The organism is Sphingobacterium rhinopitheci (assembly GCF_022627575.1).
Classification (GTDB): Bacteria; Bacteroidota; Bacteroidia; order Sphingobacteriales; family Sphingobacteriaceae; genus Sphingobacterium; species Sphingobacterium rhinopitheci.
Map to the genome: position 1 here is coordinate 141,515 of NZ_JADEYQ010000006.1, position 13,411 is coordinate 154,925.

11 protein-coding genes are annotated in these 13,411 nt (G+C 35.4%); 5 read left to right on the forward strand and 6 right to left on the reverse strand.

What is annotated here, in order from left to right; all coding sequences use genetic code 11:
* The first annotated feature begins 59 nt into the window (after positions 1 to 59).
* From kdsB to IP023_RS08335, 4 genes are all read left to right on the forward strand, one after another.
* Positions 60 to 803, forward strand: a complete 744-nt coding sequence (gene kdsB, locus IP023_RS08320) for a 3-deoxy-manno-octulosonate cytidylyltransferase (protein WP_241789806.1) — start codon at positions 60 to 62, stop codon at positions 801 to 803.
* Between the two features lie 406 nt (positions 804 to 1,209).
* On the forward strand, positions 1,210 to 2,163 hold the full coding sequence (locus IP023_RS08325; RefSeq protein ID WP_241789807.1) for a DUF2157 domain-containing protein: 954 nt from the start codon (positions 1,210 to 1,212) through the stop codon (positions 2,161 to 2,163).
* Positions 2,156 to 3,259 carry a DUF4401 domain-containing protein gene (locus IP023_RS08330; RefSeq protein ID WP_241789808.1) on the forward strand — a complete coding sequence of 368 codons (1,104 nt, stop codon included), beginning with the start codon at positions 2,156 to 2,158 and terminating at the stop codon, positions 3,257 to 3,259. The genes IP023_RS08325 and IP023_RS08330 overlap by 8 nt, the downstream gene beginning before the upstream one ends.
* A complete protein-coding gene (locus tag IP023_RS08335; protein WP_241789809.1) occupies positions 3,246 to 3,734 on the forward strand; it encodes a GDYXXLXY domain-containing protein in 489 nt (162 codons plus the stop codon). Before IP023_RS08330 ends, IP023_RS08335 begins: the two co-directional genes overlap by 14 nt.
* Positions 3,735 to 3,785: 51 nt before the next feature.
* Here the strand turns inward: IP023_RS08335 and IP023_RS08340 are convergent, their stop codons facing one another.
* The 5 genes from IP023_RS08340 to IP023_RS08360 form a co-directional block, all read right to left on the reverse strand.
* A complete protein-coding gene (locus IP023_RS08340) occupies positions 3,786 to 5,279 on the reverse strand; it encodes a serine hydrolase domain-containing protein (protein WP_241789810.1) in 1,494 nt (497 codons plus the stop codon).
* An 85-nt stretch (positions 5,280 to 5,364) separates the two neighbouring features.
* On the reverse strand, positions 5,365 to 6,867 hold the full coding sequence (locus tag IP023_RS08345) for a M14 family zinc carboxypeptidase (protein ID WP_241789811.1): 1,503 nt from the start codon (positions 6,865 to 6,867) through the stop codon (positions 5,365 to 5,367).
* The gene (locus IP023_RS08350) at positions 6,864 to 7,916 is read right to left on the reverse strand and encodes a S66 peptidase family protein (RefSeq protein WP_241789812.1); all 1,053 of its coding nucleotides are present in this window, start codon (positions 7,914 to 7,916) and stop codon (positions 6,864 to 6,866) included. The genes IP023_RS08345 and IP023_RS08350 overlap by 4 nt, the downstream gene beginning before the upstream one ends.
* Entirely contained in the window at positions 7,916 to 9,250 is a 1,335-nt protein-coding gene (locus tag IP023_RS08355) for a dihydroorotase (RefSeq protein ID WP_241789813.1), read from the reverse strand. Before IP023_RS08355 ends, IP023_RS08350 begins: the two co-directional genes overlap by 1 nt.
* Before the next feature lie 372 nt (positions 9,251 to 9,622).
* On the reverse strand, positions 9,623 to 10,210 hold the full coding sequence (locus tag IP023_RS08360; RefSeq protein WP_241789814.1) for an NAD(P)H-dependent oxidoreductase: 588 nt from the start codon (positions 10,208 to 10,210) through the stop codon (positions 9,623 to 9,625).
* Positions 10,211 to 10,852: 642 nt separating this feature from the next.
* On the opposite strand from IP023_RS08360, the gene IP023_RS08365 reads away from it, so the two are divergent.
* Positions 10,853 to 11,146 (forward strand): hypothetical protein, encoded by a 294-nt coding sequence (locus tag IP023_RS08365; RefSeq protein ID WP_241789815.1) that lies wholly within the window; start codon positions 10,853 to 10,855, stop codon positions 11,144 to 11,146.
* Between the two features lie 39 nt (positions 11,147 to 11,185).
* Here the strand turns inward: IP023_RS08365 and IP023_RS08370 are convergent, their stop codons facing one another.
* A complete protein-coding gene (locus IP023_RS08370; RefSeq protein ID WP_241789816.1) occupies positions 11,186 to 13,024 on the reverse strand; it encodes a UbiD family decarboxylase in 1,839 nt (612 codons plus the stop codon).
* Between the last annotated feature and the right edge of the window lie 387 nt (positions 13,025 to 13,411).

Here is a 13,411-nt window from a genome sequence, read left to right on the forward strand (position 1 = left end):
AGCTGTCAGAAATGACAGCTTTTTTTTATGAACTTAATAATATTCCTTAATTTCGGGATATGAAAGTTATTGGAATAATACCGGCACGCTATGCATCGACACGTTTTCCTGCAAAACCATTGGTGGATATCGCAGGTCAATCAATGATACAGCGTGTATATCAGCAAGCCAAGCATGCGAGCAGTCTGGATGAAGTAATCGTCGCTACAGACGATCAACGCATCTATGATCACGTAAAAAGCTTTGCGGGCAATGTGATAATGACAAATAGCGCACACCAATCGGGCACCGATAGATGTGCCGAGGTGATCCGTAATATCACTGGTTTTGATATAGCCATCAATATTCAAGGTGACGAGCCATTTATAGACCCGCAACAAATCGACCTTTTGGTTTCCTGTTTTGCGAATAAGCAAACAGACATAGCTACTTTGGTACGTAAAGTAGAATCAAACGAGGAATTATTTAATGAAAATAAGCCTAAAGTCGTATTAAACAATACAGGTAAAGCAATTTACTTTTCACGACAAGCAATTCCTTTTTTACGTGGTATCGATCCTAAAGAATGGTTACAAAACAGACCCTACTATAACCATATAGGTATATATGGATATCGTACTGCAGTACTTACAGAAGTTAGCAAGCTGCCAATTTCTGATTTAGAAAGAATGGAAGCTTTAGAACAATTACGCTGGATAGACAATGGCTATACTATACAGACAGCTATATCTAACCACAGTAATGATGCCATAGATACCCCTGAAGATTTAAAAAAAATAATGCATAAATACTTTAGTATTTAATACCTGAAAACCACTTCTTACTATCATTGTAGAAGTGGTTTTTTGTATTACATTCATCCCAATTGTATAAAACTTACTAGACTAGCTTAAATCGTAAAAAATTACATATTTTTATTAGAGAAATAAACCTACAGCAACTTATAGTTTATAAATTCAGTAGAACAGGTGATGCTTGCATTTACAAATTACTCCTTACGCTAACTATAGTTATATGCTTACCCCTCATCTTTGATTTATAGCACAGAGCAAAAGTTAAAAAAGAGATAAACAATAAGTATTAAACATAGGAATAGTATGTATCTCAATTAAAAGAGATACCTGTTAGTAAAGGCAGATCACAAGATCTTATGTTTCCTTCATCGCCCAAAAAGTTATATATTGTATTTTAAGTATAAAATCCTAGTTAATGGAAGAAATCCAGCGTAAAGACATCCATATCATTAGTAGACATAGTGATATCGATGAATCCACCCTTCAAGATGCTCTACAACACAAAATATACACCAGCAAAAATGACTGGAGCCGATTTTTAAAGCTTCTTTTTATAAGCCTAGGTCTAGGTTTCTTAATAACGGGTATTATTTTCTTTTTTGCCTACAATTGGGATGATCTACATAAGTTCCTAAAACTAGGTATTATACAATTATTGATTATATCAGGCGTATTATGTATTGTAATATCCAAAGCCAATACAACGATTAAAAATATCGTGCTGACAGCGACATCCGCCCTTGTTGGTGCTTTATTCGCCGTATTTGGACAGATATACCAAACTGGTGCTAATGCATATGACTTTTTTTTGGGATGGACCGTATTTATTACTGTATGGACAATAGTTGGTTATTACGCTCCTCTTTGGCTGTTATATAGTATATTACTCAATACAACCTTGTATTATTATATGGATCAGGTTGCCAGCAATTGGAGCGACACGACCTCATCCCTCCTATTCTTAGCCTTAAATAGCTTCCTGTTAATATCCTTTACACTATTAGGAAGAATAAAATCTGAACTTACATTACCTAATTGGTATTTAAATAGCCTGGCTATAGCTATTACAGGATTTTCAACACTCACTATAACGTCACTGTATGATACCCAGTCCATCCCTTATACACTTTTATGTTTACTAGTAGTCAGTACTATTTATCTTTTAGGCGTATTGCAGGCTATAGCTACAAAAAAAGTCACCTATATCGCTTTGATGGCAGTCAGCATAATCCTAATAGCCATATATTATATATTCAGAATAATGAATGATGAAATGGCCATATTTTTTATCACTATTTTTAGTATTGCAGCATTTACGGGAGTAATCAAATTATTATTAAACCTTCAACAAAAATGGACAAATGAATAATAATAGATCTGCCACTAGCATAGAATACCTTAAATCTATAGCTAAAAAACCTTTTTTGGTCGATGAAGAAGCTGTCAGTTCCGCTTATGCTTCAAGTAGTAAAGAACAACAAACCATGGTCATCAAGGCTTTAACAATCTTTGGTGCGCTACTAACTTGCGTATTTGGTATTGGTTTTCTCTTCCTAATCGGAATATATGACTATCCTCTATTTATGATAGGTTTAGGAATTTTATTGATTATTATACCAAGCTATTTGACGACACAGGTTCATGAAACCTTCTTAGATACATTTCTACTAAGCCTTTATTGCACAGGATATGGTTTATTGGCATTTGGAATGTCGCAAGCACAAATTGATATAAAAGTTATCTTAATATGCTTATTAGTGGTTGCGACATTTACGCTCATTTATTTAAATAATTATGTAATAGCCCTTATTGCTACGTTAATAATATATGGTTGTATTGAATTTTTATTAAAAGAATTTGACTTATATCAACTGTTTCCATTTTTCTATAATGGGATAGCTATTCTTACGCTATTTATACTCACGAAAGAAGCCAAGATTATAAGCTACAGCAAGCATTTAGCAAAGATTTATGAACCGCTTAAAATTGCATCAATCGTATTTTACATCTACAAACTCAATGGGTGGAGCACATTCAACCTTCGTACGTTTCAAGTGCTAGAAATAGACAGCTATAGCTTTAATATCTTTTCTTATAGTATCACATTAGTAGTCACGATAGGCTTATTCTTCTATCTAATAACGAAAATACTACAGCAATTAACAATTACTAATCGCAAACAAAAAGCTATTATATACAGCGCAGCTTTGATTGTACTATTACCCAGTACAATCCAGCCGAATATTCCGGGAGCACTATTACTTATTCTTAGCTGCTTTTATATTAACTACAAAACAGGGATTGCCTTAGGAATACTATCATTTTTGTATTTCATCACGCGCTTTTACTATGACATGGAAGTAACCTTACTATTTAAGTCTATTATTCTAATGCTAACGGGTTTTCTATTCTTATTGGTCTATTATCTAACATCAAAAAATCTTAGTGCCCATGAAAAATCTTAAATGGTATCTTATTTTGATTAATCTTGTAGCATTATTAATCTATTTTAATTATTCCGTTCTTAAAAAAGAAGATTTATTAGATAGTGGAGAGCTAATTTTGTTCCGATTAGCACCCGTTGATCCTCGATCACTCATGCAAGGTGATTATATGACGCTGCGCTATGATTTCTCTGACAATATAGATAAATCTAAAATACAAAAAAGGGGATACTGCGTTTTACAAGTTGATGGCAACAACGTTGCTAAAGCGATAAGATTACAACCAAAGAGCACACCCTTGCATCCTAGAGAAAAAATAATTAAATATAATTCGCCCAATGAATGGACTACAAATATAGGCACTGAGTCCTATTTCTTTGAAGAAGGTAAAGCGGAGAAATATGAAAATGCCGTATATGGTGGAATCGTTATAGATACAGAAGGAAATAGTTTGTTGCTCGGTCTATACGACGATAAACGACAAAAAATTGACTAATAATCTTAACTAAAAAAGCTCATTCTAATCTGAGAAAGAGCTTTTTTAGTTTTAAAATTGTTTTTCTTTAACATCCGCAATAATATCACGTGCCATTCTATAGAATTCGTCATCAAAACGTCTGATATTACTTCGTGAATTACAAAGGAATATAACAGCATATCCGCCCGAATAAACCCAAAAGGTAGCAACACCAGCCAATGTGCCGCCATGATAAAAGCTCTGAGGGAAATATTGATGATTTGTGCGCCATCCCAACGTATATCTTGATCTTCCTGTAGAAGAAGGTGTAAACATCAATTGTCTAGTTTCTGCATTCAATAGATCAGGGATATTGTCTTTACCATCCAATCGCCACAACAATTTGATAAGCTGATCGATAGAGGCAATTAATCCACCAGCAGGCGCTCTGACCCCCATATCTAAGCCTTCAGCATTAGCACTATTTTGACCATAGTAAGCCACCTCATCTGGCCGTCTTTCTGCCTGTGTCCCTCCCACATGTATATTATCAATACCGACACTATGGTACAGATCTTCCATATATTGACTATACGACTTACCTGATACCGTCTCGATAATATAGCCCAATATACCGTATCCTGTATTGTAATAAGCAAACACAGCCCCAGGTTCATTCAATTGCCTACTTCTGAGCATTGCTTGAATACGTTGCTCCATTGACCATCCAGTATAAAGCTTATCAAACATATAATCTGGGTGCGTACTATAACCACTAGTGTGCTCTAATAGATTACGAACAGTGATAGCAGTCGCTCTATTTGGCACATTAGGAAATTTGTCCTTCAAAATACCATTAGGCCCAAAAACAGTATCATTAAGCGCAATTTTGCCATCCTCTACCAATTTCAGAATCCCAACTGCGGTATGTTGCTTTGACATCGATGCCAACCTAAACAAATGGCTTGGCTGAACCCTAGTTTTACTTTCTTTGATCGCATATCCATAGCCCGATTGATACACCGTTTTTGTGCTATCTACATTCACGACAGCAAAAGAAACACCAGGTATATTATACTTTTCTTTAAAATTATAGATAATACTATCTAGCTCTTTAATTCCTAATTTAGGTAATACATCATATTCAACCTTAGTACCAAATTGTGACGTTATCTCCAAATTGATATTCGCATCAATATTGATATTCGTCATGACAATAGCTACATCTTTTCCATTCAAAAGACCATAATTTTTTGGAACAGGAATACCATTTACTTTGACAGAGCTGTTTATAGGACAATATACTTCCATATTTACAGCATTGGTATTTAGAGTCTGTGGTAAGGTTACATAAATAAGATTATTTTTGCCACTCTGGATATATGGCTCTTCGGTCATCGTGGGATTTTCAGCTCTTGGAAATCGTAAATCCAATAAGCCGTTACCAAACTGGATAGAAGAGTAAACATGCTCTTGATCTATCTTTTGTATTGTAGAAGCAGCATTGACTTGATAACAAGAAAAAAAAGAAAATAGAAGAAAAAATAGTTGTCTATTATAATTAATATCGAAATAGCGCTTCATTAAAATTGTAACTTATAAGGAATAATCCTAAACTAATAAAAAGTAAAAAACTAGTACTAAACTAGTTCCTTACGTTATTTAAACCCTAATAAACCCTACTTTTATACTTAAATACTTCGGGTTGTTTGGATAAATCTATTAAATAGCCATTGAAAATAGCATATTTTAAATCCCCCTCCTTATCGGCTAAATAAAAATTAGCTGTTCCCCCCAAATCTATGGTTGTCGTAGGGTAAAAAACTGTTTGTTTATAAAAATGAATAGGATAATTGTGTAACGGTAGCGTCTGTGGTTCCACATTCTTTTTAACAGCTACTCCCATAATTCCTTTCTTCAATAACTCGAAAGCAGCTTGTTCTGTTAACATTGATAAATCGTTAATAGGATTAGCCTGTATTTTTGCTTGTATGACATGTAACCCTTCAGCATCTAACTCATCATAGCCAAAAGATTCCTGTAAATCGCCAATATCTTCAATAGCTCCCCTAACGAAAAAGTCACGGTCTACAGTTCTTTCATTGCGACGTATCGCAATATCCGTTTTGTAAACTATAGCATCACGCTCCACCAATACATTACGCAATACAACATCGTGCAATTGAGAGGCATTGAAAGGAATATCCTCATAATCCTTTTTATCATAATTTTGGTAACTACCTTCCGCAATTTCAATTAAAGCATTTAGGATGATGATAAAGTTCAATTTACGAATCTGTTGTTTCTCAGGATCACCCTTCATACCACCAGATTCTATTAGTACTGTACTTGCACCCCACGATTGAAAATTGTCCCCAAATCCGCGCTGCGTATATGTATCGTCATACTTTGCGACAGCATCAGGGATATACTGTTGCAAAATATTATTCATCCCCACAGCCATTTGCATGGCACCTTCACGTACCTCATTGATATCACGAGATTCATTGAATGCTGGTGCTAACAACGATATGGAAACTGGATTTTTTGTCCCCGGCACATTATAGTATATATTTTGATCATGCAAATTGAAGCCAAATTGAGGCTTTAATGCTGCAGCACGCGCACGCAATAAAGCACCTTCTACCGTTTGACCCGCACGAGCATCTCTATTCATATCTATACTCTGTGCTGTGCGTCGGGTATATAACTCGGCACCATCAGGATTCAGCATAGGGATAAAATGTATATTAAGCTTGCTGCTCAATAACTTTCGGATGTCATCATAACCATCACCTTTACCTTCTAAAAAGTTAAATAAATCAAATAATGCCATCGTTGCTGTAGGCTCATCGCCATGCATCTGCGACCACAACATCACTGTTTTATCTCCTGAACCATAGCTTAATTCATATATAGCACGTTTTTGAAAAGACTCTCCTATTTTTTGGACAGCAATAATATCTCGCTGCTTATGAATTTGAACAAGTGAATCTACATCATAGTGTTTAAATCTGCGGTGTTGCAAAGCCGATTCTTTGTATTTACTATAAATCGAGTTAAATGTTGTCGTATCTATCTTCATAGCATTTATATTCATTTGTGTATCTTTTTTAGCGTCGCAAGACGTAAAAATTCCAATAGCACAAACTAGTATTAATATATTTCTCATATCAATGATTTCTCCAAGTACTCAATCTTCCCCAACGAGGCATCCATACGGACACGGACACCTACAGGGATCAAAAATTGATCAGATATATGACCTATCATTGCTCCAGAATACGCTGGTATCCCCAAAGGCTTGATATAATCATTTAACATTTGATCCAATGTAAAGGCACCATATGCTTGTTCAGGACCACAGTCGGTACATTTACCAAAAATAAAACCTTTTATCTGCGCTAAAATTCCAGCATTCATCAATTGACAAAACATACGATCCATACGATCTGATTTCTCCCCTATCTCTTCAATGAATAATATAGCATCCTTAAAATCGGGTAAGTATGGAGAACCACATAGACCAGTCAATAAAGTTAGATTACCCCCCAATATTGTTCCTTCTACTATACCAGGCGTGATTGTTTGTATACGATCTTTATATTGAATAATTTGATTTTCAGCTTTTACAGGATTCGTAAATGTGGCCAATTTATTTTCTATAAACTGTTCTTTAAACAGCTTAACGACATAATTGCTCCATGTACTGCTCCCTACCACACCGTGAAAAGACACCAATCCTGTCTTCGCATAAAAAGCTAATATCAAAGCGGTGATATCACTATATCCCAATAATACTTTAGGGTTATTGCGGATCAAGTTGTAATCGATATAGGGCAATAATCGAGATGCACCATTGCCACCCCGAATACACAAGATACCATCTACTTCTTTATCAGCAAACATACTATGCAAATCCGCTAATCGCTCTTGATCTTTACCTGCTAAATTGCCATAGCGGGCACGAATATATTTCCCTTCCTTGACCTTGAAACCAAGGTAAGTCAACACTTCCTTAGTCATGGTAATCGTTTCCTCTTCCGACAGTGCACCTGCAGGCGTAATAATACCTATTGTATCCCCCTCTTTTAGGGTTTTAGCTCTCAACAGCGATTTCACTTGAGGAACAATATCGATCGCTGCTTGTACAGTAGTATCCGAAAGTGTAAAGGCTCCTAAGCCTAAACCCAATGATTTAAGAAATGTCCTTTTATCCATTATCTATTAAATAATAAACGATGTCCTGAACCTACTTCCATAATCTGCCCCTTAGAATAGGCTATATTTCCACTGACGATAGTGTGCTCAATTGAAGAAGAGAAAGTGTGTTCTTCAAATGGTGACCAGCCACATTTGGACAATATATTTGCACGATTTACCGTATATGGTTTGTTCAAATCTACGAGTACCAAATCTGCCCAATACCCTTCACGAATAAATCCACGTTGCTCGATTTGAAAGGCGATAGCTGTATTGTGCGCTGTCTTCTGAACCACTTGTTCCAAAGTCATCTTCCCTTGCTGCACCAAATCCAATAACGCTTGAAGCGCATGCTGAACTAAAGGCCCGCCCGAAGGAGCTTGCAAATAAGCTTGTTCTTTTTCTTCAATAGTATGAGGGGCATGATCTGTTGCTATCACATCGATATGACCATCCAATACTGCTTTCAATATTTGATCACGATCATCTACCGTTTTTACAGCAGGATTCCATTTTATATAATTCCCTTTAGTAGAATAGTCTAAATCCGAAAACCACATATGGTGGATACAAGCTTCTGCGGTAATACGTTTCTGCTCCAATGGAATATCATTCGTAAATAATGCCGTTTCTTTGCCTGTCGAAATATGTAAAATATGTAATCTTGTATTATTTTTCTTAGCTAATTCAACAGCTTTAGATGAAGACAAATAACATGCTTCTGCTGAACGAATTAAAGGATGCATATTGATGGTAATAGCATCTCCATACTGCTCTTTGTACAGCGCAAGATTAGCTTTTATGGTAGCTTCATCTTCACAATGTGTGGCTACTAAGGTCGGCGCATTGCGAAAAATATTCTCCAAAGCGACCTCGCTATCCACCAACATATTACCTGTAGAAGACCCCATAAACACTTTAATACCGCACACATCTCGCGGGTTGGTCTTCAATACCTCGTCCAAATTATCATTACCTGCTCCCATAAAGAAAGAGTAATTTGCTAATGAACTATCTTGACCTATATCATACTTATCTTGCAGTAATCGCTGCGTCAATGTATTAGGAACGGTATTTGGCATCTCCATAAAAGATGTAGTACCCCCCGCTACCGCAGCACGGCTTTCCGTAAAAATATTTGCCTTATATGTCAATCCCGGCTCTCTAAAATGCACCTGATCGTCAATCAGTCCCGGTAACAAGTGTAAGCCTTCAGCATTAATTTCTTGATCTGCTTTCAAGTCCAATTGACCACCGATTTTTTCAATACGACCGTCTTTGATAAACAAGTCCAACGTTTCGATCTTACCTTCGTTTACGACCTGTGCATTTTTTATTAGTATAGATGACATGTAATGTATTCCCTTTGATTATTATATATACAAACATACTAAAATATCAATGCCTATGCCATCAAAATAAAGGTAAAAATGATTAAAAATCTATTGAAACGTAGTTGTTACGAGAAGGAAGAAAAATAGTTTTCAATGACATCCATTTAGAAAAGATTAGCTAGGCTATCCTAGTAATTACAGACCTTAGATGGTATTCAATTAGCAACAAACACTACAGTTTTAATTAAGTAGTAATCGCATTTTATGGTATAATCTACACAACACGGGTATGAATGAGGTATTACAGCAGTAAAAAAGCGCCCTGATACAGCTAAGTAACAGGGCGCTTTTTACAAATAATCACTATAAATGATGATCAACACTATAGTATTATGCGATAACATTCTCTAGATGTGCTATCCATGCATTAATATCTGCCTCCATCTTATTATTCTTTTCTACATCGTGAAAATGAAAGCTTGGTAATGCTGACATACCTATAAACTCATTCATCTTGTGAAACCCATACAAAGGACCTTCATCGACACTTTTCTGGCCAAAAAATTCGCCCGGTAACGTGAAAGCTTCTTTCGGTGCATTCCAACTCGTTGTCAATAGGTACTTCTTTCCCTGCAACAATCCACCAGTACCATAGTTTACTGCAGGATTTTCACTTTTACGACCATCGCTTCTGTATAGGCTACCATATCCTTCAGTAAAAACTAAATCGATATATTTTTTAAAATCATATGGCAATTGAAACCACCAGATAGGCGTGTGATATATTATTACATCAGCCCACACATACTTATCCACTTCAACAGCACAATCATAACCTGCCGCAATCTGTGTAGATTTGACTTCAAACCCTTCTTTATTATTAAAAAAATCGAGCGTAACCTCTGTAATTGTGGTATTATACTTTGCTCCTGAATGTGCTAAAACTTGCCCCCCATTAATAACTAAAATATTCTTCATATTGAATCTGTAACCTCCTTAAATTTTGCACTACAAAAATAAAGATTACACTACTGTAAATGGTCATTTTAATATCATTGCTGCTATTAAATAATCTATCAAAATTCATTCCCTATTCACAATGCTATCGCACAAAAAAATAAGACTTAAGGTCAACTATTTACACAAGCTAACTATACGAAGTACATAGCAGTTATGTACTATAATCGCGCTTAATTAATAAATTATTCCCCAATTATGAACAACCTAACTACACCCCCTAATTTATTGAGACGAAATAAATTTAAATAAAATAGAAAAACCAAGTGATTAAATAGTTTTAATAATTACATTATATCTTTTAAAGAATAAAAACACCATAATATAAAAAAACATATCATTGTGAAATAGATCCAATTATTAGCTTAAAAGCATAGATAATAGGCGACAAACGGTATTAAATCAACCATAACAGTACCTAGATGTAGGTTAATTTATTTCACTACATATAAAAAAAACAAAATTAATGAAGTGTAATTTCTAAAAAATCAAACATAGACACATTGATAGTTACAAATAAAAACAGGTAAGAAATTTTAAAAATATTAAACTTATACCATACCAAAACCTACTATATTAGTACGCCAAACAAATTAATAATCTATGAAAAGAAGTTCGAAAAATGTTCTTAATTATGATTTATTGATACGGAGAAGAGATTTATTAAGAAATTTCTCTATTTGTTTTACGCTGATTAGTATAATAGCTAGTGCGTTATTAGTATATCTATTTGCTACAAAAAAAGTATTTGAAAACTCATGGTATATTCTATTTCCAATTTTTGTTTTCCCTATGATTCTTATCCCGCTATTAACACAGCTCCGCAAAGTTAATCAAGAGATTAAAAGACGATCAAAAGAACAAATAAACCAAACTCAATCTTTAAATTATATCTAAATAAACAAAGCATCGAATATTCGATGCTTTGTTTATTTATTATGCTATCCCATGTAAAGAACCTCCAGGCGCAAACAAACGGTCTATTCGTCGCTCTACATCTTGATCTTTTATTAAATCTGGAGCATGATGAGGTTTTCGTCGAGCATCTATAATAAGAGGGCCATCACACCCCCAATGCTTAAATCTATTGAACGAACGAATACCATAAATATCATACGCTGGATTTGACTTCGTAAAAGTCTCCCACACAAAGTTATTTTCGTTGGCTGCAGCAAAATCTACATCTTCTACCAAAACAATCATTTTTATGCCTTCAAAAGCTATATCCTTAGCCGCGGAAGTCCATTCTGCTAATACCCTTTGTTCATTTGTATAAGATTCAAATTTTGCGCCTTGCACCACCATTATACCAGGAAGAGCCAATTTAGCCTTATCAAATGGCCTTGGAAGGTCTAGATTAGCAGATAAATAACGCGCCAGCTCTACTTTCTTGTCACCAGCAGCTGCAAACACAACCTTAGAACCAGCATTTAACCCATCACCTGTATAATCTAAAGTATCAATGGTGGTATTGGTTTGAAAATGCAAATCACGTGCAAAATCTATTCTTTCCAATATATGGGTAAAGAATTGTTCCACATGATGAATATCCAAATTTGGATTATCTTCCGTAGCCGCAATAAATAAGTACTTCGCTAAACTCAATTGATTTTTGCCCAATATTTGATTGGCTATGGTTAGAATCTCTTGTGGACGTTCGACCTTTTGATATGGCGTATAACTCTCACGCCCTATCGCAAACAATAAAGGGTGAACTCCAGCTGCATCTACGGCGTGAACAGCTTTCAACCCATTTATCTCTTGAGGTATAGCCGAACCTGTAATCTCATGAATCAATGCCCCAAAGCTTGTATCTTCTTGTGGCGGCCTACCAACTACTGTAAAAGACCAAATAGGATCCTTTTTGTGGTATACATTATGCACCTTCATCAATGGAAATGGATGTACCAAACTATAATAACCAATATGATCCCCAAAAGGTCCTTCAGGTTTATTTTCATTTGGATAGACAGTACCCGTAATTACAAAATCAGCATCCGCAGAAATACAGAAACCTTCCTCATCATAGAAATAACGAAAACGACGGTTACCTAAGGCTCCAGCGAATATCATTTCCGACAACCCTTCAGGCAATGGCATTACCGCAGATAGCGGATGTGATGGAGGTCCCCCAACAAAGATCGAAACCTTCAAAGGCTTTCCTAATTCATTAGCCTTTTGCTGATGTACACCTATCCCTCTATGCAATTGATAATGAAGGCCTATCTCTTTATCTTTTATATACTCATTACCAGATAGCTGAATACGATACATGCCAAGATTGGCATTCATAATCCCTGGCTTATTAATGTCTTCTGTATATACCTGCGGCATAGTAACAAATGCACCGCCATCCATCGGCCAATTGACAACTTGTGGTAGGGCACTGATTTGTGTTTTACCATACAATATAGGAGCACTAGATTTTTTCTTCCATGGAAGAGCACCTAATGCTACGGCAGAAGAACCTATATATTGAAAAGGATTTTTCAATACTGCGGTAGGGTCCATCTTTACATCGACAAGCTTCTTGATATGATCTAATGTATCACGAAACATAAATTTAGAACGTTCCAATGTCCCAAATAAATTGGAAACAGCAGGAAATTCAGATCCTTTAATATTTTCAAATAATAAAGCAGGCCCTTCCGCATCATATACACGCATATGAATAGCTGCCATTTCTAAATATGGATCTACTTCTTCCTTGATACGCACCAAGTGACCATTTCTCTCTAAATCGTTAACGCAATCTCTTAAACTTGAATATCCCATAGCTTCTTCTTCGCAGTGAACTACAAAAATAAAATAATAATTGGTATATTATTGAAGTATATGAACTGAATAATAAGACTTGCGATGACTCCATTTACAGGAAAATACTTTCTTCATCATTTTCCATACTAAAAAAATACCATCAAACATCCAACCCTTAACTAGGCATATTTAGTTCACCTAGCTTATGAGTAAGTTTCATATTTTCGCTATAATCAATAGGGCAAATAATTACAGAAACACCATATTCTTGCAAAGCTTTTTTTATTAAGGCTGGTTGTAATTCTTCTACCTATTGAATAGGATACCCATTAGCACGAAAGCGTTCCACATATTCGACGAAATCAGGATTTTTAAAAGCGTATATTACATTTTATACTTGCGCTG

What these genes read in the sequence shown, in the direction of transcription:
- kdsB (WP_241789806.1), top strand. Translation starts at nt 60, where the DNA reads ATGAAAGTTATTGGAATAATACCGGCACGCTATGCATCGACACGTTTT.
- IP023_RS08325 (WP_241789807.1), top strand. Translation starts at nt 1,210, where the DNA reads ATGGAAGAAATCCAGCGTAAAGACATCCATATCATTAGTAGACATAGT.
- IP023_RS08330 (WP_241789808.1), top strand. Translation starts at nt 2,156, where the DNA reads ATGAATAATAATAGATCTGCCACTAGCATAGAATACCTTAAATCTATA.
- IP023_RS08335 (WP_241789809.1), top strand. Translation starts at nt 3,246, where the DNA reads ATGAAAAATCTTAAATGGTATCTTATTTTGATTAATCTTGTAGCATTA.
- IP023_RS08340 (WP_241789810.1), bottom strand. Translation starts at nt 5,279, where the DNA reads ATGAAGCGCTATTTCGATATTAATTATAATAGACAACTATTTTTTCTT.
- IP023_RS08345 (WP_241789811.1), bottom strand. Translation starts at nt 6,867, where the DNA reads ATGAGAAATATATTAATACTAGTTTGTGCTATTGGAATTTTTACGTCT.
- IP023_RS08350 (WP_241789812.1), bottom strand. Translation starts at nt 7,916, where the DNA reads ATGGATAAAAGGACATTTCTTAAATCATTGGGTTTAGGCTTAGGAGCC.
- IP023_RS08355 (WP_241789813.1), bottom strand. Translation starts at nt 9,250, where the DNA reads ATGTCATCTATACTAATAAAAAATGCACAGGTCGTAAACGAAGGTAAG.
- IP023_RS08360 (WP_241789814.1), bottom strand. Translation starts at nt 10,210, where the DNA reads ATGAAGAATATTTTAGTTATTAATGGGGGGCAAGTTTTAGCACATTCA.
- IP023_RS08365 (WP_241789815.1), top strand. Translation starts at nt 10,853, where the DNA reads ATGAAAAGAAGTTCGAAAAATGTTCTTAATTATGATTTATTGATACGG.
- IP023_RS08370 (WP_241789816.1), bottom strand. Translation starts at nt 13,024, where the DNA reads ATGGGATATTCAAGTTTAAGAGATTGCGTTAACGATTTAGAGAGAAAT.